At 73.9% G+C, this 20,045-nt stretch carries 24 protein-coding genes; 12 read left to right on the forward strand and 12 right to left on the reverse strand.

The annotated features are described in order from the left end of the window. Positions 1-9: 9 nt before the first annotated feature. Positions 10-522, reverse strand: coding sequence for a hypothetical protein (locus tag Voc01_RS28895; protein WP_203930739.1), 513 nt, complete (start codon positions 520-522; stop codon positions 10-12). 148 nt (positions 523-670) lie between these two features. Here Voc01_RS28895 and Voc01_RS28900 point away from each other — a divergent pair, with 148 nt between their 5' ends. Then, entirely contained in the window at positions 671-1,477 is an 807-nt protein-coding gene (locus tag Voc01_RS28900) for an AfsR/SARP family transcriptional regulator (RefSeq protein ID WP_203930740.1), read from the forward strand. Positions 1,478-1,496: 19 nt separating this feature from the next. Beyond that, complete coding sequence (locus Voc01_RS28905; RefSeq protein ID WP_203930741.1) at positions 1,497-1,700, forward strand: hypothetical protein; 204 nt, start codon at positions 1,497-1,499, stop codon at positions 1,698-1,700. A gap of 33 nt (positions 1,701-1,733) precedes the next feature. Here the strand turns inward: Voc01_RS28905 and Voc01_RS28910 are convergent, their stop codons facing one another. Beyond that, on the reverse strand, positions 1,734-2,150 hold the full coding sequence (locus Voc01_RS28910) for a hypothetical protein (RefSeq protein ID WP_203930742.1): 417 nt from the start codon (positions 2,148-2,150) through the stop codon (positions 1,734-1,736). Positions 2,151-2,510: 360 nt separating this feature from the next. Then, on the reverse strand, positions 2,511-3,263 hold the full coding sequence (locus Voc01_RS28915; protein WP_203930743.1) for a class I SAM-dependent methyltransferase: 753 nt from the start codon (positions 3,261-3,263) through the stop codon (positions 2,511-2,513). 134 nt (positions 3,264-3,397) lie between these two features. Here Voc01_RS28915 and Voc01_RS28920 point away from each other — a divergent pair, with 134 nt between their 5' ends. Both Voc01_RS28920 and Voc01_RS28925 read left to right on the forward strand, forming a co-directional pair. Further along, the gene (locus Voc01_RS28920; RefSeq protein WP_203930744.1) at positions 3,398-4,327 is read left to right on the forward strand and encodes a hypothetical protein; all 930 of its coding nucleotides are present in this window, start codon (positions 3,398-3,400) and stop codon (positions 4,325-4,327) included. 64 nt (positions 4,328-4,391) lie between these two features. Beyond that, positions 4,392-4,898, forward strand: coding sequence for a ribonuclease FAU-1 family protein (locus Voc01_RS28925; RefSeq protein WP_203930745.1), 507 nt, complete (start codon positions 4,392-4,394; stop codon positions 4,896-4,898). On the opposite strand, the gene Voc01_RS28930 is transcribed toward Voc01_RS28925, so the two are convergent. Continuing rightward, entirely contained in the window at positions 4,887-5,180 is a 294-nt protein-coding gene (locus Voc01_RS28930) for a hypothetical protein (protein WP_203930746.1), read from the reverse strand. The two genes, Voc01_RS28925 and Voc01_RS28930, sit on opposite strands and share 12 nt — an antisense overlap. After that, on the reverse strand, positions 5,161-6,084 hold the full coding sequence (locus tag Voc01_RS28935; protein ID WP_203930747.1) for an alpha/beta fold hydrolase: 924 nt from the start codon (positions 6,082-6,084) through the stop codon (positions 5,161-5,163). The genes Voc01_RS28930 and Voc01_RS28935 overlap by 20 nt, the downstream gene beginning before the upstream one ends. 137 nt (positions 6,085-6,221) lie before the next feature. On the opposite strand from Voc01_RS28935, the gene Voc01_RS28940 reads away from it, so the two are divergent. Continuing rightward, a complete protein-coding gene (locus Voc01_RS28940; RefSeq protein ID WP_203930748.1) occupies positions 6,222-6,668 on the forward strand; it encodes a hypothetical protein in 447 nt (148 codons plus the stop codon). 128 nt (positions 6,669-6,796) lie between these two features. Here Voc01_RS28940 and Voc01_RS28945 read toward each other — a convergent pair whose 3' ends face one another. Both Voc01_RS28945 and Voc01_RS28950 read right to left on the reverse strand, forming a co-directional pair. Next, on the reverse strand, positions 6,797-7,621 hold the full coding sequence (locus Voc01_RS28945) for a substrate-binding domain-containing protein (protein ID WP_203930749.1): 825 nt from the start codon (positions 7,619-7,621) through the stop codon (positions 6,797-6,799). 79 nt (positions 7,622-7,700) lie between these two features. Continuing rightward, positions 7,701-8,408, reverse strand: coding sequence for a lytic polysaccharide monooxygenase (locus tag Voc01_RS28950; RefSeq protein ID WP_203930750.1), 708 nt, complete (start codon positions 8,406-8,408; stop codon positions 7,701-7,703). A gap of 171 nt (positions 8,409-8,579) precedes the next feature. On the opposite strand from Voc01_RS28950, the gene Voc01_RS28955 reads away from it, so the two are divergent. Next, positions 8,580-9,524: an acyltransferase domain-containing protein gene (locus Voc01_RS28955; RefSeq protein WP_203930751.1), complete on the forward strand. Its 945-nt coding sequence runs from the start codon at positions 8,580-8,582 to the stop codon at positions 9,522-9,524. On the opposite strand, the gene Voc01_RS28960 is transcribed toward Voc01_RS28955, so the two are convergent. Next, on the reverse strand, positions 9,463-10,770 hold the full coding sequence (locus tag Voc01_RS28960) for a hypothetical protein (RefSeq protein WP_203930752.1): 1,308 nt from the start codon (positions 10,768-10,770) through the stop codon (positions 9,463-9,465). The genes Voc01_RS28955 and Voc01_RS28960 overlap by 62 nt on opposite strands. Before the next feature lie 9 nt (positions 10,771-10,779). Further along, entirely contained in the window at positions 10,780-11,292 is a 513-nt protein-coding gene (locus Voc01_RS28965) for a GNAT family N-acetyltransferase (protein WP_203930753.1), read from the reverse strand. A gap of 51 nt (positions 11,293-11,343) precedes the next feature. Here Voc01_RS28965 and Voc01_RS28970 point away from each other — a divergent pair, with 51 nt between their 5' ends. Together Voc01_RS28970 and Voc01_RS28975 are read left to right on the forward strand one after the other, a co-directional pair. After that, positions 11,344-11,910: a helix-turn-helix domain-containing protein gene (locus tag Voc01_RS28970; RefSeq protein WP_203930754.1), complete on the forward strand. Its 567-nt coding sequence runs from the start codon at positions 11,344-11,346 to the stop codon at positions 11,908-11,910. Between the two features lie 27 nt (positions 11,911-11,937). Beyond that, a complete protein-coding gene (locus Voc01_RS28975) occupies positions 11,938-14,910 on the forward strand; it encodes a hypothetical protein (protein WP_203930755.1) in 2,973 nt (990 codons plus the stop codon). Positions 14,911-14,916: 6 nt separating this feature from the next. Here the strand turns inward: Voc01_RS28975 and Voc01_RS28980 are convergent, their stop codons facing one another. Beyond that, complete coding sequence (locus tag Voc01_RS28980; RefSeq protein WP_203930756.1) at positions 14,917-15,627, reverse strand: prepilin peptidase; 711 nt, start codon at positions 15,625-15,627, stop codon at positions 14,917-14,919. A gap of 135 nt (positions 15,628-15,762) precedes the next feature. Between Voc01_RS28980 and Voc01_RS28985 the strand changes: the two genes are divergently transcribed. After that, positions 15,763-16,437, forward strand: a complete 675-nt coding sequence (locus tag Voc01_RS28985) for a response regulator transcription factor (RefSeq protein WP_203930757.1) — start codon at positions 15,763-15,765, stop codon at positions 16,435-16,437. Then, complete coding sequence (locus Voc01_RS28990; protein WP_203930758.1) at positions 16,430-17,917, forward strand: sensor histidine kinase; 1,488 nt, start codon at positions 16,430-16,432, stop codon at positions 17,915-17,917. Before Voc01_RS28985 ends, Voc01_RS28990 begins: the two co-directional genes overlap by 8 nt. A 27-nt stretch (positions 17,918-17,944) precedes the next feature. On the opposite strand, the gene Voc01_RS28995 is transcribed toward Voc01_RS28990, so the two are convergent. After that, positions 17,945-18,544 carry a dihydrofolate reductase family protein gene (locus Voc01_RS28995; RefSeq protein WP_203930759.1) on the reverse strand — a complete coding sequence of 200 codons (600 nt, stop codon included), beginning with the start codon at positions 18,542-18,544 and terminating at the stop codon, positions 17,945-17,947. Between the two features lie 77 nt (positions 18,545-18,621). Then, on the reverse strand, positions 18,622-18,993 hold the full coding sequence (locus tag Voc01_RS29000) for a DUF5997 family protein (protein ID WP_239160558.1): 372 nt from the start codon (positions 18,991-18,993) through the stop codon (positions 18,622-18,624). Positions 18,994-19,024: 31 nt separating this feature from the next. On the opposite strand from Voc01_RS29000, the gene Voc01_RS29005 reads away from it, so the two are divergent. Together Voc01_RS29005 and Voc01_RS29010 are read left to right on the forward strand one after the other, a co-directional pair. Then, the gene (locus Voc01_RS29005) at positions 19,025-19,657 is read left to right on the forward strand and encodes a LysR family transcriptional regulator substrate-binding protein (protein WP_203930760.1); all 633 of its coding nucleotides are present in this window, start codon (positions 19,025-19,027) and stop codon (positions 19,655-19,657) included. Between the two features lie 22 nt (positions 19,658-19,679). Then, a complete protein-coding gene (locus tag Voc01_RS29010; RefSeq protein WP_203930761.1) occupies positions 19,680-20,042 on the forward strand; it encodes a VOC family protein in 363 nt (120 codons plus the stop codon). Positions 20,043-20,045 lie beyond the last annotated feature (3 nt).

A 20,045-nucleotide genomic window follows, 5' to 3' on the forward strand; every position in this document is an offset into this window, starting at 1 on the left:
CACGCGGACTCACGACTCCCGGTACAGCGCCTGTCCCCAGCCGAGGTTCGCCGGCCCGGGGTACACCGACAGCGGACTGCTGACGGAGAGGTACCGCCCGGTCGATGCGTGCACCAGTCCCCAGTACGGGTTGCCGCCGTCCCACATGAAGATGTCGTAGTTCTCGAGCGTGTGCGGGAACACCGCGAAGTCGTTCGCGACCGGCCGGAGGAAGCTGTCGGCGCCGAACCCCGCGCTCGCCGCCTCCGACTTGAGGACGAAGTGCCGCTTGTCCCAGGAGGTCTCCCGGCACACCCGGAACTGCTGCCACCAGCCCTTCCAGGTGATGTCGGCATACACGAGGCCGGTGCCCGGATCCACCGAGATGTACGTGTTCGTGGACGCGGCCCTGAGGAAGTAGCGGTTGCCGCAGACCAGCGTGCCGGCCTGCGCCGGCGCGGGTGTGGCCACCGCGGCGACGGCGCCGCCGGCGAGACCGAGAACCAGTGTCAAGACCAACGCGCCGAGCCGTCGACGAATCATGGATCCCCTCCGATCGTCGGGAAGCTCCCGCGCCCCCCGCGTGGAGTCTGCCGACGGACAGGCACCGCGGAACAGGAAAGACGCCGGCAAATGGCGATCTGTATTTCCGCCGCCTCCTCGCGGTTCCTCAAACGGGTAGGAGGTCTGAATGAACGGAACCTCGGCAACCGCGGGTGTGGTGGCGGCCCACCTGCTCGGCCGCTTCCGGCTCAGCGTCGACGGCAACCCGGTCGACGTCGCGGTGCGGCGGCGGGTCCGCGACGTGCTGGCGTACCTGGTGACGCATCGGCGCGTCCCGGTGCCGCGCGACGTCCTCATGGACGTGATCTGGCCGGGCTCGACGCCGGCACAGGCGCGCAACAGCCTGCACGTCGCGCTCAGCGGCGCCCGGCAGTCGTTGCGGGCCGCGTCGGCGACGCCGGTGATCGAGCGGCATCACGACAGCTACCGGATCGCGCCGGCCCTCGAGGTGTGGACCGACGTGGAGCAGTTCGAGCGCGAGTACTCGGCCGGCCGCCGCGCCGAGGTGGCCGGTCGACCGGCGGCGCTGGAGCACTACGAGCGCGCCTGCCAGCTGTACGAGGGCGAGTTCCTCGCCGACGACCCGTACAGCGACTGGACGCTCGGCCGGCGGGAGGAGCTCCGCCTGTCGGCCATCGAGCTGCGGAGCCGGCTGGTCGACGCGCACGTCCGGGGCGGGGCGTTCGCGGCGGCCGCGGCGCTCGCGCGCCGGGTGATCGACGACGATCCGTGCAACGAGCACCTGCACCGTCAGCTCATGGTGTGCTACGCCGCGACGGCGATGCGCCACCTGGCCCTGTTCCAGTACCACCGCCTCGCGGAGGAGCTGTGGCGCGCGTTCCGGGCCCGCCCGTCGGCGCGCACCCAACGGTTGTACGAGCTCCTGCGCCGGCAGGACGCCATGCCGACGTCGGCGGAGGTGCTGTGCGCGTGAAGGCGCGTACCCTGACGGCATGACGGCCATACACGTGCTTGCCGGAATCGCCAGCCCCGGCGGTCTTCTCTTCGAGTGCACCGTCGACGGCTGCGGGCGCCGGCTCGTGATCGACCGCGAGCGCGGTGCGCTGGTGGTGATCGACCACGGCGACCCCGGCGCGGTGCACCGGGGCGGAATGGGCCCGGTCGCCCTCGCCCCGGTGGCCGTGCGTCAGAGCTGACCCCGCATCAGCCGATGCGGAGCAGCCCCCGGATCATCCGATGCGCAGCAGCGGTGCCTCGTCGATCGCGGCGACGTCGGTGATATTTCCGAAGTTGCGCAGCAGGAGCACGATCACGATCTTGTAGACGCCGGACGCTCCCGGCGCGGGGTTGTCGGGGAACGTGTTGGGCGGCACCACGATCACCGTGCCGTAGTTGGTGCCGCCGTTGAGCGGGACGGTCTGGACCGGCGGCATGAGAATCTCCGCGCCCGGCCCGATCGACTCGGCGTAGGCGGCCACCTCCCAGCGCCCGCCGAGCACCCGGGCCGACTCCGCGTCGATCTGCCACACCGCTTCGATCTTGATCGGCTTCGACGCCTCGAGCACGTTCGTCGTGCCCACGCTGTTGTCCAGGACCTTGGCGGCGAACGTGCCGCTGCCCTGCTCGGGGAACTGAATGCCTGGCACTGCTTCCTCCTCGGGGAGCGACGGCGGCCCAGCGCCACCGTCGCCTCCGAGCATCGGCGGGCGTTCTTTCCGGCGACCTAAACAGCGCTTATCGACGGACGCGACCGCATTAAGAGCTCCCACCTCGATCGGGTGGAGGTGCCTGCTGCGGTTCCGGCACGATTCCGCTGGAGGGCGCCGGCGCGATACCGCCGGGGGGCGTGCGGCGCGTCCTGCGCGCCGGTGGGCGGGCCATGGTGCCGACCGGTGACACCGGGGATCCGGACGACCCGGCCGGGCTGTCACCGGTGGACAGCGTGCCGATCAGCCTGGCCGGGCAGCACCCCGGCGGCGGCCGTGCTGTGGGCGACCGCGGTGCGTCTAGCGGCGCGCGGCTGAGGGCGACCGCCGCGCGTAGTAGCGGTCGTAGTGCCAGTGGCCGCCGTACGAGTCGTCGCGGACGCGGGCGACGATGCGGGCCTTCATCGGTGCCAGCGACCGGCGGATCGCCGACCGGCGCAGGCCGGTCATACGCATCGGGGCGGGGTAGCCGAGCAGGCGCCGCTGTGCCCAGCGGAGCACCGGCCACGGCGCGAACCGGAACACCATGCCCTTGAACGAGACCGTCGGGCGCGACGCCACCTGGAAGACGGCGACCCCGTCGGGTGCGAGGATCCGCGCGAACTCCCGGACGTAGCCCGTCGCCAGGTCCGCCGGCAGGTGCTGCAGGACCAGGCTGCTGTACACGAGGTCGACCGAGCCGTCGGGGATGAACGCGAGGTTGTCCGCCTCGTTCAGCACGAAGCGGCACCGGCCGTCGGACCGGTCGAGCCGCTTCGCCTCGGCGAGCATCGTCGGTGAGATGTCGACGCCGATCACCTCGGTGAAGCGCTGCGCCAGCGCGGCCGAGAGCCGGCCGACACCGCAACCGAAGTCGACCGCCACCCGGCTCCCCGGTGAGAGACCGAGCCGGTCGAGCTCGCCGAGCGCCCTCGACACCTCCTCGCCGCCCAGGGCGAAGAACTCGTCGACGTCCCAGCGCCCCCCGCGGGTGCCGGGCGCCACGTACACCGCCCAGAGTGGGTCCTCGGCGCCGAGCCGGGTCCAGTCCTCGCGTAGCTCATCGAGATCCACGGCCCATTATGCGATGATCACCGCCCGCCGGAGAAGCGCTCCCACGCCGGGTCAGCGAATCATGACATTTGTCGATACGGTGGGCGGCAGCACATCGACCGATGTGCTTGCCACACAACCCAACGGGGGGTTTCATGCTGCGCAGACGCTGGAAGACGCTCGGCCTCGCGGCCGGGCTCATCGGTGCCACTGTGCTGATGGGTGCCACGCCGGCCCAGGCGGCACCGGCCAGTGTGACGTCGTACTCGTTCACCAGCGAGGCCGGCGACTACATCGGTGCCGGGCAGTCGCGCGACTACCGGTCACCGGCGACGAACATCCGGATGTCCGGCACGGCCGGCGACCTGACGGTGTCGGTCGACGCCGGGTCGGAGTGGTGGACGGTCCACCTCGCCGCGCCGCGCGGTGACGTGCTCCGGCCGGGCCGCTACCTCGACGCCGAACGGGCGTCGTTCCGCACCGGCCGCTCGCCGGGTCTCGACGTGTCGGGGACCGGACGCGGCTGCAACGAGGTGTACGGCAGCTTCTGGATCGACCAGATCGGCGTCGCGCCCGACGGCACCGTGACGCTGCTGGACGCGCGGTTCACGCAACACTGCGAGCGGGCCGACGCGCCACGGCTGCAGGGCACGGTGAAGTTCGCCGCGTTCCCGCTGTCGTACCGGTTCGTCAGCGACGCCGGTGACTACATCGGTGCCGGCGTCACCAAGGGCTACACCAACGCGACGTCGGTGTTCGGCCTGCAGGGCACGGCGAGCGGCGTCGTGTTCTCGGTGTCCGGCGAGCGCGACGACTGGACTGTCTACCTGTACCCGCCCGCGGGCCAGGCGCTGACGGTCGGCACCTACACCGGCGCCCAGCGGTACCCGTTCAACGACGCCGGTCGTCCCGGCCTGTCGGTGAGCGGGAACGGGCGCGGCTGCAACACGTTGACCGGGCAGTTCACGATCCGGGAGATCGCGTTCGACGCGGCGGGCGCGGTCACCGCGCTCTTCGCGACGTACGAGCAGCACTGCGAGGGCGGCACGCCGGCACTGCGCGGCACGATCCGCTACTTCGCCTGACCGGGCGGCCGTGGGGCGCGGCACCCGGCACGCCCCACGGCTGGCCTGAGCCGAGAATGAGACCATGCGGTCACCCTCCTACGGCGCGCACACCCGGCTGCACAAGGTCAAGCGCCCGGCCGGCGTCTTCTGGTTCGACCTGCGGCCGATCGCGGAGGACCGCGACGGGACGTGGCTGCGCGGCCCGGTCGGCACGCGGTGGGGGGCGCCGCACGACGAGGGCGCGCTGCCGGTGCCCGTGGTGGTGCTGCTGGCACCCGACCGTCCGTGGGTGGCGTGGTGGGTCGGCGACCCCGACGACCGGCGGCTGGAGATCGACGTGTGCCTGCCGCCCGAGCGCACCGCCGACGGCTGGCGGTACGTCGACCTCGAGCTCGACCCGGTCTTCCACGAGAGCGACCGCCGCGTCGAGATCGAGGACCGCGACGAATACGACGACGCCCGCCGGCAGGGCTGGATGAGCCCGGCCGACGCGGAACTGGCCCTGCGCACGGCCGAGGACCGCGCCGAGGCGCTCCGGCGCCGCACCGAGCCCTGGCAGGCGCGCGGCTGGCAGCTGTTACCCGGGTAGCTCGGCGAGGCCGCGTTCCCACCGGTCGCGGCGCTCGTCGAGGGTCTGCTCCCACCACGGGACACCACGTTCGCCGAGGGCGACCTTCGCCGTCCGCACGCGGGCGCGGGCCGGTGCCGGGTCCCGTCCCGCGCGCAATGCCGCGCCGACGTCGCGGCGGGCGGACATCAGCGCCCGGCGCAGTACGGCCGCCACGTCCTCCGGGATGGCCGGGTCGGTGGCCCGCCACCGGCGTCCGGACACCACGATGTAGCGCCCGTCGTCAGTGCGCTCCGCCGTCACCCCGACCGTCTACCCACGACGGGCCGGTCAGGAACCCGCGGACCGCGGCGTCCCAGGCGTCGGGGTTGTCGAAGTGGGCCATGTGACCCGCGTCGGGAACGCGGGCCAGCGTGCTGCCCGGCACCTCGGTGTGCAGGCGGTCGGCCAGCGCCACCGGGAACGACAGGTCGTGCTCGCCCTGCACGACGAGCACCGGCCGGCCCCAGCGGCGCAGCACCGCGGGCGCGTCGTCGGGCGCGGCCGGGCGCCTGACGCCGGCCAGGGACGGCCCGTTCCAGTCACTGGAGAAGCGGACGCCGTCGAGCACGCGGTCCCACTCGTCGAGGCGGTCGAGGCGCCAGATGTCGCGCGTCGCGCTGGTATGGGCCATCGCGCGGCTGAGGGCGCCGTCGGGAGCGTGCGGTCCGACCAGCGCGGGGTCGTCGAAGCGGACCGGTGGACGCAGCGTCAGGCGACGCCGGTACTCCGGGTCGGCTTCGAGGTCGGCCTGCCAGCCGTCGCGGTACGCCGTGGTGGACGCGAGGAGCAGCCGGCGCACGCGGCCGGGATGCCGGTCGACCGCGCGCATCGCGATCATCCCGCCGTAGGAGAAGCCGAGGACGTCGGCCCGCTCGACCCCCAGGTGGCCGACGAGCCCGGCGACGTCGTCGGCCAGCAGCGTCGGCCGCAGGTCGTCGACCGGCAGCGTGCCGAGCGGTGGGACACGGGCGCTGCGCCCGCAGCCCCGCAGGTCGAACATGACCACGTGCGCCACGTCGCCGAGCCGCTCGACGGCCGGCGCCAGGTAGGAGTGGTCCCACGTCGGTCCGCCGTGCACCACCACGAGCGGGGGCAGCGCCGGGTCACCGACCCTGCGGACGAACATGTCGAGACCGTTGACCCGCACCCGCTCGCCGTCGCCCACGCCCGTCCCCTCCCCCGTGACCCGACGACCCTACCGGGGCGGCGCGACCGCCGGAAGCCGTGCGAGGATCGCCGGATGCCCGGACCCCACGCCGTGACCCCCGACCCGCGCCGCACCGACCGGGACGGGAGCTGACCGTGGGCGCCTCGGCGTGGGACTACTACGTCCCCTACCGCACCGACCTGAACGCCGCGCTGCTCGACCTGCAGGCCCGGGTGCTGGCGGAGGGCACGTACTACTGGGCCGGCGGCGGTGCGGCGTTCGGGGAGGCGAAGCAGTTCCCGAACCGGCCCATGACCATCGACGACCTGTGGGCCGAGGAGATCGTGCAGAGCGAGGGCACGCATTCGATCCTCGACATGAACCGGGTCGTCGGTCCCGGCGAGAAACCCGACTTCGGGACCGTCGAACCGGTGACGCCGGAGGAGGCGCGCCGGTGCGCCGGCACCGAGGTCCTCACCCGTGAGCACGTCCCGCTCCTCGACGACCTGGCGGACCGGCGCTGGTTCGGCCGCTGCGCAATTCTGCACGACGCCGACGGCCGCCCCACCGAGCTCTACTTCTTCGGCTTCTCCGGCGACTAAGGCCGCCCGGCGCCGGGCCGGGCAAGACCGACAGTGGTGGCGACTTTCTGCTGTTTCGGCCGGGGTGAAACCGCGAAAAGTCGCCACCACTGTCGACCACACCGGCGCTGGTCTGGACGGCCCGGCCTCTAGACGGGAGACAGGCCCGCGTCGGCGAAGATGTGGCGCGCCAGCGCCGATCCCAGGAACGCGACGAACGCGTCGGCGCCCACGGGGTTGGCGCCGGTGGTCACCCGGAGCGCGGTGTACTCGTCGGCGATGCGGTTCGCCTCGGAGAAGTCGACGGCGCGCAGGCCCGCTCCGGCGGCCACGACGTCGGTCCGGTGGACGAGCGCGGCATCGGCGGCGCCGGACCGCACGCGGGTCAGCGCGGTGGCCGGGTCGGGCTCCACCGACACCGGTCGCACGGCGACGGCCGCGGCGTCGAGGGCGGCACGGCCCGTCCGTCCACAGGGGATGGTCTCGACGCACAGCGCCACGCGGGCACCGGGAAGGTCCGCGACGCCGGCGATCGCGGTGGAGCCGGGCACGGCGATCACGATCGGGTTCCGCGCGACCACGGTCGGGCCGCCGCGGACGTGCGCGGCGGTCAGCTGACCGGTGGCGGCCGCGTCCGCGGAGACGAACACGTCGACGGACGCCCCGGCGATGATGTGCAACGCGTGCCCGGCGCCGGGACCGTACTCGACCGCGACGCCGATGCCGGGGAACGCCTCCTCGAACCTCGGAACGAGCAGGGTGAGGGTGGGGCGCAGCTCGTCGGCGGCGTGCACCACGACCGTCCCGTTGGGCGCGCCCGGTGACGGCGGCCCGGCGTCGTGGTGGTGCCCGTGACCGGTGGACGACGGCGACGCGGAGGCCGGCGCCGCCGCCGGAGCGGCGCCCGGGGACGGGCCGGAACAGGCGGACAGGCACAGGGCCAGCGCGGCGGCGACGGCGAAGCGACGGACCATCGGGCTCCCTCGTGGTCGGTCGGCCCGGCCCGGGGCGGGTGGCCCCGGGCCGGGCCGTGTGGACGTCACCCGAGGGGTGTCAGCAGGGGCCGTTGTCCGTCCACGGACCCCATTGCCCGCCGGTCCCGGGGGTCTCGCCCTGCGTCCAGTGCCGTGCGGTGTACCTGCGGCCGTTGTGCGAGACGACGGCGCCCGCGGTGTAGACGGCCGAGGCGTTCCACGCCGGGCCGCACGGGTTGCCACCGCCACCGCCGCCACCGCCGCCGCCGGTGCCGTTGACGTTCACGTCGACGCAGGCGTAGAAGGCCATCGGGGTGTCGAGGATGTTCCAGACGGCCAGGATCTTGTGCCGTCCACCGGGCAGCCCGGTGAGCTGGTGGCTGAGCTGCGGCGGCGGCTGGGCATTGCCGTTGGTGAACGTCTGGTGCAGGTTGCCGTCGACGTAGTACTGCCAGTTGAGCGTGCGGTGCATGGCCGTGTTGCGCCAGGTGAACGACGCCGAGCTTCCGATCGACTGGACCTGCCAGCCCTTGGACTCGTTGTCGAGCTCCGAGAAGCGGCCGCCGCCGCTGCACAGGCGGGAGCCCTTCTCGGCCTCGACGCTCTGTGGTTCGTACCGGACGTCGCCGCAGTTGGCGACCGCGCCGGTGGCGCACTGGTCCTGGCGGCTCGCGGGGTTGGTGATCCAGCCGTGCGCACTGGCCGGCGACGCCGGGAGGATCACGGTGAACAGCGGGGCGGTGAGGATGGCGGCGGCGAGGACCGCCAGCCTGCGTCGGTGGGACATGTCCCTCCTCAGGGAAACGAGGGCCACAGCCGACGTTTGGTCCGCCCACCGACATCGACCTTTGCATTAGGGAACGTCAATGGATTTACGTTTGTCAACACTTCCGGCCGTACCGGTCCAGTCCGGTTCGGTCCACCCGTTCCGGAGGTCCCGGCCGGTAGGGTCGTCGGTGTGGATCTGGACGTCACCGCCGCCCGGCTCGGGGTCCCCGTCGACGAGGTCGACCGCGTGCACCGGCTCGCCGGCGACCTGCCCTCGGCGCCGCTGCCCGACCGGGCCGACGCGCCCGCGATCCTCGACCGGCTCGCGGTGCGGCCCGACGACGCCGCCGAGATCATGGCGGGCTGGCCCGACCGCGACTCTCCACTGTGGACGCCCGAGCTGCGGTGGCTGCTCGACCGCTCGACCGCCCTCGTGGGCGCCGATCTCGGCGGCCACGGCTGGCTGACGCCCGGCCCGGAGCTGCCCCGCGACCGCGGCCCGGCCTGGCGGCACTTCTACGTGTACGCGTACCTGGCGCTGACCGACGTCGTCCGCGGGTACCACCGCGACCACGGCATCGGCGACGCGGTCACCTGGACGACGCTGGCCGACCTCGGCCGCAACCTCGCGGTCGACCGGCGGATGAACGGCGAGGGCTGGCCGGTCATGCAGGCCTGGCTGAGCCTGCACTGGCGCGGCGCCGTCTACGAGCTGGGCCGGTTGCAGCACCACCGCGGCGACGCCGACCTCGGCCTGCACATCCCCGAGTCCGGACCGATGACCCCCGAGGCGGTCACGGCCTCGCTCGACGCCGCCCGCGCGTTCTTCCCGCGCCACTTCCCCGACGAGCACTACACGCACTTCTCCTGCGGCTCCTGGCTGCTCGACCCGCAGCTGCGGGAGTACCTGCCCGGAGACTCCAACATCATCCGGTTCCAGGACCGGTTCGAGCTCAAGCCCTACCAGGAGCCCGAAGGGATCGACTGCGACGTCGAGGTGCTGCGGTTCGTGTTCCGCACCCTGACGACGCCGCTCGACCAGCTACCCCGCCGCACCGTTCTCCAGCGGGCGGTCATCGACCACCTGAAGGCCGGCCGCCACTGGCAATGGCGGCACGGCCGCTTCCCCATGTGACACCCAGCCGGGCGACCTCGGCGGTGTCGCCGCCGCGGGTGGCCAGCTCCAGGTGGTCGGCCACGATGCGCAGCGGGTCGGGCAGCCAGCCCGACCGCGTCGTCCAGTTCCGGAGGACCTCGGCGCAGCCCGTCTCCCGGCCCGCGAGCGCGCCGAGCACCTGCTCGCGGCGCAGCTGCTCCGGGTCGTGCGACAGCGGTTGGAGGCGGCCGGACCGGAGGCCCACGTGGTGGGTCGACCCGCCGCAGTCGACCGCGATCCGCTCCGGCACCCGCGCACCCGGCGGCCGGGTGTGCGGCTCGTCGGCCCGGTCGGGGAACAACGCCCCGCGTACCAGGGGATGCAGCTCCCCGGGCGGCATCGCCCCGATCCGCAGCGGGCCCATGAACCACCGGTCGGAGACGGCCTCGCCCGGCAGGTCCGGTGCCGCCGGCGGCCGGTCGTCGGCCACGTGCAGCAGCGGTTGCCGCCCGGGCCGCAGCGTCAGCGCGAGCCCGGCGTACACGTGCGGCTCGCGCTCCACGCGGCGCACGACCCCGACGGTGCCGGCGTCGGCGCCCAGCAGGTCGCGGGCGACCGCGACCAGGTAGCTCCAGCGGACCCCGCGCACGGCGCACTCCGCCAGGATCTCCGCGACGCCCGGGCCGAGGTCGACGCCGGCGGCCCGCCACGCGGTGCGCCAGGTGCGGTCGTGCCCGGACAGGTCGTGGGGCAGCCGGCACTCCCATTCGGTGAGTGCCGCCCGGTCGCCCGCCGGCGGATCCGCGCCGGGCAGTTCGTCCTCGCCCAGCCGCCGGCCGTCACGGTGGAAGAACGGCGTGCGGTCGGCGCCTCCCACCTGGACGCGGAACCGGTCGACGTGCCGGACGTCCCACAGGCACCGGCTGAGGTGCCTACCCGGCAGGGGCGGCGCCGGGTCGACGGCGAGGATCAGCCGCGGCGCGGGGTCGGCGACCGGTGGCGTCGTGACGACGAGCGCGCGGGCCGGCCCGTCGGTGGCGAGCACCGTCGGGGTGACGGACCGCAGCCGCAGGTCGGCGTCGAACAGGTGCCACCGGACGAGGTCGGGCGCGAGGTGCCGGAGGTCGTCAGCGAACCGGTCGGCCGCGTCGCCGGTCACCGACGGATGGACCTCGACGCGGGCCGCCGCGCACGCGCCGCGCCAGTCGCCGGCGAGCCGCCGTTCGGTGGCGGCGCGTACCATGGCGGGGCTCAGGTCGTACCGGCGCCAGATGCCCCACCCCATACCGGAACGCTAACCACCGGCGACAACCGGCAACGCACGCTGCATGAGCACCGTGTCGACCCAGCGGCCGTGCTTGTGCCCGACGGCGGTGAGCCGGCCGGCGTTGGCGAACCCGAGCCGCCGGTGCAGGGCGGCCGACGCGTCGCTGCCGGTGTCGGCGATGACGGCCACGACCTGCCGCATCCCGGCCGCCGCGCACCCGTCGAGCACCGCCGCCAGGAGCGCCCGGCCGAGGCCGCGGCCGGTGAAGCCGGGCGCGAGGTACACCGAGTCCTCCACCGTGTGCCGGTACGCCGGCTTGGGCCGCCACGGGCCGGCGTACGCGTACCCGGCCACCTCGCCGTCGACGGTCGCGACCAGGAACGGCAGGCCGCGCGCGGCGAGGTCGTCGTGCCGGGCCCGCCAGTCGGCCACGGTCGGCGGGGTCTCCTCGAACGTCACCACCGTGTCGGTGACGTAGTGCGCGTAGATGCGGGCGACGGCCCCGAGATCGGCGGGGGCCGCGGGCGAGATGACCGGCATACGACGTCCATCCGTTTCCTCTATAGCGGAACGAGGGCCTATTATAGTGAAATGCTCGCGGAACTGGGCGCTCGGATCCAGCGGCTGCGCCTCGACCGCGCGCTGACCCTGCAGGCGCTGGCCGACGCCGCGTCGGTGAGCGTCAGCATGCTGTCGTCGGTGGAGCACGGGCAGAAGTCGCCCACGATCACGGTGCTCGCCCGCATCGCCGGCGGCCTCGCCGTGCCCCTGGCCGACCTCGTCGCCCCGCCGGAGGAGACCCGGGTCGTCGTGCGCCGCAGGGCCGAACAGGACGTCGTCGACGAGCCCGGCGGGTGGCGGCGCACGATCCTCACACCCGTGGTGCCCGGGGTGAACTTCGAGTGGGTCCGCACCACGCTGCCGCCGGGCTGCGACGCCGGCGTGTTCCCCGCCTACGCCAGCGGCTCCCACGAGTTCGTCGTCGTGCGGTCGGGCCGGCTGCGGCTCACGATCGACGACGCGCCCGTCGATCTGGGCGCCGGCGACTCGGTGTACTTCGCGGCCGACGTTGCGCACGCGTACGCCAATCCCGGCCGCCGGCCGTGCACGTACGACGTGGCCGCGCTCATCATGCGTCCGCGCCGCCCACGCCCCTGAGCCGGCTCCTACGCCTACGATCGTCGGGTGCACGGGGATCAGCGACGGCCCTGGCCGCTTCTGCTCGCGGCCGTGCTCCTGCTCGCGCTGGGAGCCGGGGTCGCGTGGGGCGTGGGCGACACGCTCGCGCTCACGTCGGCTCCCGCGGCGGTGCCCGTCGAGCGCACGGCCGCGGCGCCGGTCACCCCGATGGTGCCGGCGCCCGCGTTCGCGGCCGTCGTGGTGACCGGGGACAGACGCGTGACGCTCGCGGCCGAGGCGGTGGCCGACGCCCTGGTGCGACGCGGCCTGCCCCGTCCGGCGGTCGTACCGGCCGCGACCGTCGCACCGGTGCTCCGGGTCTCGCTGACGCCGGCGGTCGCCGGAGCCGAGGCGTACCGGGTCGTCGACGCCGCCGACGGGCTCACCGTGGAGGCGTCCGGACCGGCGGGCGCGGCGGCCGGGCTCTACGCGGTGGCCGACCGGATCCGGTCGGGCCGGGCGATCGAGCGCGGATCCGTGGTGACGCCCCGCCTCGGGCTGCGGCTCACCGACGCCGGGTCGGTCGGCCGCGAGCCCGACGCGGCCGCGTTCGCCGCGGGTACCGACTACTCGCTCAACACCGACATCGTCGGCGGCGCGCTGCTGCCGCGGGCGCCGTGGGTCGACGCGGCCGCCGTCGAACGGATCGCGGCCGACTTCCGCCGGTTCGTCGAGCACGCGCTGGCCCGCGGGTACAACGGGGTCGTCGTGCCGGGCTTCCTCGAGTACGTCACGTTCCGCGGCGTCGACGGCGTGTACCCGGCGGGCGACGACCACGTCGCGCGGGCCGAGGCGCTCGCCGCCGCGTTCGCACCCGTCTACCGGTACGCCGCCGACCTCGGCATGAGGGTGTACATGCTCACCGACATGCTCGCGGTCTCGCCGCCGCTCGAGCGGTACCTCGACCCGCTCGACGTCACCAGCCCGCGGCTGTGGTCGGTGTACCGGGCGGGTCTCGCGGAGCTGTTCGACCGGATGCCGTTCCTCAGTGGACTGATGGTGCGCATCGGCGAGGGCGGCGAGGTGTACGCGCAGGGCGGCTGGGACTACTCGTCCAAGCTCGTGGTCACCACCGGGGACGCGGTACGCGCGATGCTGCGGGCGTTCCTGGCGACCGCCGGCGAGAAGGACAAGGACATCATCTTCCGCACCTGGACCGTCGGCGTCGGCGCCGTCGGCGACCTGCACACCAGTCCCCGGTCCTACGAGAGCGTGCTCGGCGGCATCGACGACCCGCACCTGGTCGTGTCGACCAAGTACACCAACGGCGACTTCTACAGCCATCTGCCGTTCAACACGACCCTCGGCACCGGCCGGCACCGGCGCATCGTGGAGTTCCAGGCGCGGCGGGAGTTCGAGGCGTTCGGCTCGTTGCCCAACGACCTCACCGACCTGCACCGGCAGGCGCTGCTGCACGCGCTGGAGCGCAACCCGCACATCGAGGGCGTCTGGACGTGGACGCAGGACGGCGGGCCGCTGCGCGCCGGTCCCATGACGCTCTATCTCCGGACCGGTTTCTGGCAGCTGTACGACCTGAACGTGTACGCGCTCGGCCGGCTCGCGTGGCGACCCGACAGCGAGCCCGCGGCGGTGACCGCCGACTGGGCGCGGCAGACGTTCTCCGACGACGACCGGACGGTCGCGGCGGTGACGGAGGTGATGGCGTCCTCGCGCGAAGCGGTGACGAAGGGCCTCTACATCGCCCCGTACGCCGACCGGTCGGTGCGCGCGCTCGGCCTCGAACCGCCGCCGATGATGTGGATCTTCGAGTGGGACATCGTCACCGGCGACTCCGCCGCCCTCGACAGCATCTACGCGATCAGCCGCGGCCGGGTCGACGAGGCGGTCGCCGACGGCGACCGCGCGGTCGCGCTCGCCACCCGCATGCGCGAGACGCTCGCCGCCACCGACCCGGCCGCCTGGCGCGATCCCGTTCTGCGCCAACGGTTCCAGGACACCCTCACGTACCAGGCGGACCTGTTCACCGCGCTCGGCGCGTACCGCACCACGGTGCTGAGGCACGCCGAGTGGCTCGACACCGGCGACGCGCGCGCCCGTGACGGGTGGCGGGCGGCCGAGCGCCGGTACCGCGCCGCGCGCGCGTCCCATCTCGCGCGCTACCAAGGGAATCTCGACTTCCCCGCGTTCAACTTCACCGCCGCCGACCTGGGCGCCGCGCGGGCCGACCGCGACCCGGCGATGGCGTGGCTGGCGCGGATCCTGCTCGCGGCGGTCGTCGCGGTCCTGGCCGTCGGGGCGCGCCGGCGTCCACTGTGGACACGAGCACTGTGGACCGCGGTGAGCAGACCGTGGCGCCTCGCGGCCCTGCCGGCGCCGGCCCGACGGCTCGACCGGGTCCTCGTGTGGCTCGTCCCGGCGGCGGTGCTGGTGGCCGTCCGCGGGGTGCACACGTGGTTCGCGGCACCGGCGCACCTGCTGGTGACGCTCGGCGCGTGGCTGCTCTTCGCGGTCGTCGTGCGGCTCGCGGTGCGGCGCGCCGACCCGTTCCACCTGTGGGCCGCGGTCGGCGGCGTGATCCTGCTGCGCGCCGTGATCGTGCTGGTGGCGTTGGTGGCGCGGGGTCCCGGCCGCTACTGGTTCAACGTCTGGACCGACCCGGCGGCCCGCTTCCTGTACGTGACCGTCGCGTTCGCGGCGTTCGCGTGGCTGTTCGTGGTCACCGCGCTCGTCCTGCGCGACCGGTACGGCCTCAGCCGGCGCCGGGTGGCGGGAACGCTGCTGTGCGCGGCGGGGGTCCCGCTCGCGGTGCTGGGTGGGCTGGTCGCCGCGGTCGGCCTGGAACGCGCGCTCACGGTCTGGAACGACCAGCTCGCGCTGCTGCCGTGGGGCCTGTCGCGGATCCTCGGGATCACGGTGTACCTCGGCATCCCCTCCGGCCTGGCGACCTGGACGGCGACGGCCGGGGCCGTCCTCGTGGCGGCGGGTGTCCTCCTGCGCCCACGCCGGGCGAGCGCCTGACGCGCGTCACGCCCAGACACCGGCGGTGGCGACCCCGACCGCGAGAAACGGGCCGAACGCCAGCCTGCTCCCCCTCGCGAGCCGACCGGACGCGAGCCCGACCAGGGCGACCACCGCACCGAGCACGGTGGCCACCGCGAGTGCCAGCAGCGCGCCGGGCCACCCGAGCACGATGCCGGCGAACACGCCGAGCTTGGCGTCGCCCAGCCCCACCCACCGCCCCCGCGACGCCAGGTGCAGCATCGCGTGGAGCCCGCCGAGCAGCGCCACCCCGAGGGCCGTACCGGTGGGATCCCGCTGGCGCACCACCGCCTCCACGAGCGCGACGGCGACCAGGGGCAGCACGACCCGGTCCGGGAGCCGGCCCCAGCGGGCGTCGTACACGGCGAGGCCGGCGAGGGCGACCAGGTATCCCAGCCACAGCACCAGCGCGGCGGTCCCGTCCGTAAAGCGGAGGAAGGACACCGCGAACGCGACCGCCAGCCCCGCCTCGACCACCGGGGCCCACGCCCCCACCGGGGCGCCGCAGTGCCGGCACCGTCCACACAGGACGATCCAGCTGACCACCGGTACGAGGTCGCGGACCCCGAGCCGGCTCCCGCAGGTCTCGCACCGGGACCGGCCGCGCACGACGTCGCCGCCGGTGTGCAGCCGCCATACCAGGGCGTCGAGGAAGCTGCCCAGGGCCGCTCCCAGGACGCCCAGGTAGACGACCACCTACAGCAGCACGACCGGGCGGCCGCGGCACTCGCGACGGCGAGCACCACCAGCAGCCCGGTCGCGAAAGGAACAACGGAGGCAACTGAAATCGCCTTCAGGGTCGCCCGTGGCCGATCTGGCACGCTGACCGGCATGCGGATACTGGTGGTCGAGGACGAGCCGCGGCTCGTCGCGAACCTGCGCGACGGCCTGCGGGACGACGGGTACACGGTCGACACGGCCACCGACGGCCGCACCGGGCTGATGCTGGCCCGCGAGGGCCGGCACCGGGCGATGATCCTCGACCTGATGCTGCCGCGGCTCAACGGGTACCAGGTCTGCGCGCAGCTGCGCCGCGAGGGCAGCACCCTGCCGATCCTGATGCTCACCGCGAAGGACGGCGAGTACGACGAGGCTGAGGCGTTGGACACCGGCGCCGACGACTACCTCACCAAGCCCTTCTCCTACGTGGTGCTGCTGGCCCGGCTCCGGGCGCTGCTGCGCCGCGGCGGCGCCGACCGGTCGTCGACGGTGACCGTCGGCGACCTCCACCTGGAGCCGGCCACCCGCCGCTGCCGGCGCGGTGGCGTCGAGATCCGGTTGACCAGCAGGGAGTTCGCGGTGCTGGAATGCCTCGCCCGGCGGCCCGGTCGGGTGGTGGCGAAGAGCGAGATCCTCGACGAGGTCTGGGACCGCGGCGAGGACGGCGACGTCAACCTCGTCGAGGTCTACGTCCGCGGGCTGCGCCGCAAGCTCGACCCGCCGTCGGGGCCGCGGTGCATCGAGACCGTGCGCGGCGCCGGGTACCGGATGGTGACCGGTGGATAGGCTGTTGGCGCGCCGGTTCGGGTCCGTCCGGGCCCGCGCGGCCATCGGCGCCGCGCTGGCGACGCTCGCCGTCTTCGCCGCCGGCGGGTACCTGGTCCGTGGTGAGGTGGCGCGGGACCTGGAACGCAGCGACCTCGAGGCGGTGCGCGAGGACGCGAACCTGCTCGCGGTGCGGGTCAGCCGCGAGTCACACGCGTTGGACGCGGGAACCTCGTACGCCATCGTCGGTGCCGACGGCCACGTCTGGTTCCGCAACGGCATGTTCTCCGGCAACGGTCCGCTCGGTATGGCGCCGCTGCCACCCGCGCCGGCCGACCACCGCGACTACGACGTGCGCACCGTGCGCCTGGCGTTCCCGGCCTGGGCCAGCGGCCCCGACCCGTACTACTCGGGCCTGTCGACGACCCCGCGCCGGCTCGCGGTGGCGGTGTGCGTCACCGAGGAGCTGCCCGCGGGTAGCGTCACCGCGTTCCTGACGCCGGCCGGCGCGGCCGCACCGGACCAGCCGCCGCTGCCGGCGCAACGCTTCACCGTGTACGTGGTCCGGTCGCCGCAGGCGGCCGACGAGGCGGTCGCGTCGGTGACCCGCACCGCCGGCTGGATGCTGCCGGCCGCGGTGCTGTTCGTCGCGGTGGTGGCCTGGCTCGTCGCCGGTCGCGCGCTGCGTCCGGTGGAGGCCATGCGGGCGCGGATGGCGTCGATCACCGGAAGCGGTGCGGTGCGACGCATCCCGGTGCCGCCGGCGGGTGACGAGCTGACCGACCTCGCGACGACCATCAACGCCACCCTCGACCGGTTGCAGAGCGCGCTGGCCGAGCAGCGCCGGTTCGTCTCCGACGCGTCCCACGAGCTGCGCACCCCGCTGACCACGCTGCGCAGCGCCCTGGAGATCGCGCTCGCCCACCCGGACGGGCGCGACTGGCCGGCCGTGGTGTCCGCCGCGCTCGCCGACACCGGTCGGCTGCAACGCCTCACCGACGACCTGCTGCTGCTCGCCCGCCTCGACCACGGCTCCCGCCCACCCGTCACCGACCTGGCGAGCGTCGTCGCCGAGCGTGTCGCCGAACGCCCGCCCACCGACGGCCCGACCATCACGGTGAGCACGCTGGAGACCGGCGCCGTACCCGTGCCCGGCACCGAGCTCGACCTCAGCCGGATCGTCGACAACCTGCTGGACAACGCCGTCCGGCACGCCCGCGCCCTGGTCGACGTCGGGCTGACCGTCGACGGTGCCGCCGCCGTCCTGACCGTCTCCGACGACGGTCCGGGCATCCCGGTGGCCGACCGCGAACGCGTCTTCGACCGCTTCGTCCGCCTCGACGAGGCCCGCGACCGCGAACAGGGCGGAACGGGCCTGGGGCTGGCGATCGTCCGCGGGATCGCCGTCCGCCTGGGCGGCACCGCCGGGGTCACCGACACGGCGACGGTCACCGTCCGGCTGCCCGTCGACCGCACGGCGCTGGACCGCGCCGCACCGTGACGACGGGCCCGCCGGTGGCGTCGCGGCCTACAGGTGCGACCGGGCCTGCTCGTAGGATCCCGCACCGGCCTCGGCCGGACCGTAGACGAGGCTCAGCACCCCCGTGGTGAACGTCTCCGACGAGATCAGGCGCAGCGGCACCGTGGACTCCCCCTCGTCGAAGAGCCGGATGCCGTGGCGGACCGCGATCGGGTGCACCAGCAGGTGCAGCTCGTCGAGCAGCCCCGCGGCGAGCAGCTGGCGGACGACCGACGGAGAGCCGCTCATGCCGATGGCGCCCGTACCCGGCTCCGCCTTCAGCGCCGTGACCGCCTCCACGAGGTCCCCTCGCAGTTGTTCGGAGTTGCGCCAGGTGAACTCGAGCTCCCGGTGCGACACGACGATCTTGCGGAGGTCGCCGAGGGTCTTCGCGAAGCCCGCGTCCTCCTCGCCGGCCAGCTCGCGCTCCGGCCAGGCGCCGGCGAAGCTGTCGTAGGTGACGCGGCCGAACAGCATGGTGTCGGCCGCGCCCAGCGTGGCGCTGACGGCGGCGCCCATCTCGTCGTTGAAGTACGGGAAGTGCCACTGGTCGGGCGCCTCGACGACCCCGTCGAGCGAGATGAACATGCCCGCGATGATCTTCTTCATGGTGCTGTCCCTTCGGGTCGGTGACTCGTCCACCGACCCGACGAGCGGCACCACCCGGATTCGACAGCGCCCCGGAACTATTTCTGGCGGTCTTTGAGGCGCTGTTCCTCGCGGCGCGTCTCGGCGTGGGTCTCACGTTCGCGGACCAGCCACTCCGGCGGATCGGCCGCCAGCGCCTCGATCGACGCGGTGGTGAGCGCCTCGGTGACCCCGCCGCGGGCCAGCCCGCTGTTCGACACGCGCAGCCGCGCCGCGACGACGTTGCGCGGGTGGGGACCGTCGCGGCGCAGGTCGACCAGCCACTGCGGCGGGTTGCGCTGGAGCTCGGCGAGCTCCTCGCGGCTGATCTGGCCCTCCTGGAACTCCTTCGGCGTGGCGGGCAGGTACACGTCGAGCTTCTGCGCCGCCGTGGCGGGCTTCATCAGCTGTGGCTTCTTCGGCTTGCTCATCGGCGTCCAGGGTAGCGATACCCTGGTCGCGATGTTCCGCCTGCTGATCGCCGCCGGGGTCACCGTCGACAAGTGGACCCGCATGTGGGCCGAGCGGGTGCCCGGCACCGACCTGGTCCCGGTGCCCGCCGCGCCCGACGCCACGCTCGACGACGGTGCCGCCAACAGGGCCGACGCCGGGCTGCTGCGGCTGCCCGTCGACCGCGACGTCTTCCACGCCGTGCCGCTGTACACCGAGGCGACGGTCGTCGTGGTGCCACGCGACCACTTCGTCGCCGCCGGCGACGAGGTCACGCTGGCCGACCTCGCCGACGAACCGCTGCTGCGGCCGCTGGACGACGTTCTCACCTGGCCCTCCGCCGTGACGGGCGAACGGCCCGCGACCACGGCCGACGCGGTGCCGCTGGTGGCCGCCCACGCCGGTCTCCTCGTCGTTCCCCAGTCGTTGGCCCGCCTGCACCACCGCCGCGACCTGACCTACCGGACGGTCACCGACGCGCCGACCTCGTCGGTCGGGCTGGTATGGCGCCAGGACGGGTACTCCGATCTGGTCGAGGAGCTGATCGGGATCGTGCGCGGCCGCACCGCGAACAGCACCCGGGGACGCGCGAAGCCGGCACCGCAACCCGCGCCACGGGGGCAAACCGGGCGGCGGCGACGATGACCGACGATCTATCGTCTGCGCCATGCTGCTTCGTCACATCACCATCGACTGCGCCGACCCGTACGCCCTCGCGACCTTCTGGAGCACGGTCACCGGCTGGCCCGTGTCCGACGAGGACGCACCCGGCGACGACGAGGTGCTCGTGGAGGCACCCGCCCCGGTGCCCGGGCTGCTGTTCATCCGCGTGCCGGAGGCGAAGAGCGTCAAGAACCGGGTCCACCTCGACTGGAAGCCGACGGAGCGCACGCGTGACGAGGAGGTGGCGCGGATCCTCGACCTCGGCGCCACCGTGCACGAGGACCACCGCAGGCCCGACGGCCGCGGCTGGGTGACCCTGCTCGACCCGGAGGGCAACGAGTTCTGCGTCGAGCGCGGGGCGGCCTGACAC

This window comes from Virgisporangium ochraceum (assembly GCF_016863655.1).
In the GTDB taxonomy this organism is placed as follows: Bacteria; Actinomycetota; Actinomycetes; order Mycobacteriales; family Micromonosporaceae; genus Virgisporangium; species Virgisporangium ochraceum.

Coding starts and splice junctions, on each gene's coding strand:
- Voc01_RS28895 (WP_203930739.1), bottom strand. CDS start 522: ATGATTCGTCGACGGCTCGGCGCGTTGGTCTTGACACTGGTTCTCGGT.
- Voc01_RS28900 (WP_203930740.1), top strand. CDS start 671: ATGAACGGAACCTCGGCAACCGCGGGTGTGGTGGCGGCCCACCTGCTC.
- Voc01_RS28905 (WP_203930741.1), top strand. CDS start 1,497: ATGACGGCCATACACGTGCTTGCCGGAATCGCCAGCCCCGGCGGTCTT.
- Voc01_RS28920 (WP_203930744.1), top strand. CDS start 3,398: ATGCTGCGCAGACGCTGGAAGACGCTCGGCCTCGCGGCCGGGCTCATC.
- Voc01_RS28925 (WP_203930745.1), top strand. CDS start 4,392: ATGCGGTCACCCTCCTACGGCGCGCACACCCGGCTGCACAAGGTCAAG.
- Voc01_RS28945 (WP_203930749.1), bottom strand. CDS start 7,621: ATGGTCCGTCGCTTCGCCGTCGCCGCCGCGCTGGCCCTGTGCCTGTCC.
- Voc01_RS28950 (WP_203930750.1), bottom strand. CDS start 8,408: ATGTCCCACCGACGCAGGCTGGCGGTCCTCGCCGCCGCCATCCTCACC.
- Voc01_RS28960 (WP_203930752.1), bottom strand. CDS start 10,770: ATGGGGTGGGGCATCTGGCGCCGGTACGACCTGAGCCCCGCCATGGTA.
- Voc01_RS28965 (WP_203930753.1), bottom strand. CDS start 11,292: ATGCCGGTCATCTCGCCCGCGGCCCCCGCCGATCTCGGGGCCGTCGCC.
- Voc01_RS28970 (WP_203930754.1), top strand. CDS start 11,344: ATGCTCGCGGAACTGGGCGCTCGGATCCAGCGGCTGCGCCTCGACCGC.
- Voc01_RS28985 (WP_203930757.1), top strand. CDS start 15,763: ATGCGGATACTGGTGGTCGAGGACGAGCCGCGGCTCGTCGCGAACCTG.
- Voc01_RS28995 (WP_203930759.1), bottom strand. CDS start 18,544: ATGAAGAAGATCATCGCGGGCATGTTCATCTCGCTCGACGGGGTCGTC.
- Voc01_RS29000 (WP_239160558.1), bottom strand. CDS start 18,993: ATGAGCAAGCCGAAGAAGCCACAGCTGATGAAGCCCGCCACGGCGGCG.
- Voc01_RS29005 (WP_203930760.1), top strand. CDS start 19,025: ATGTTCCGCCTGCTGATCGCCGCCGGGGTCACCGTCGACAAGTGGACC.
- Voc01_RS29010 (WP_203930761.1), top strand. CDS start 19,680: ATGCTGCTTCGTCACATCACCATCGACTGCGCCGACCCGTACGCCCTC.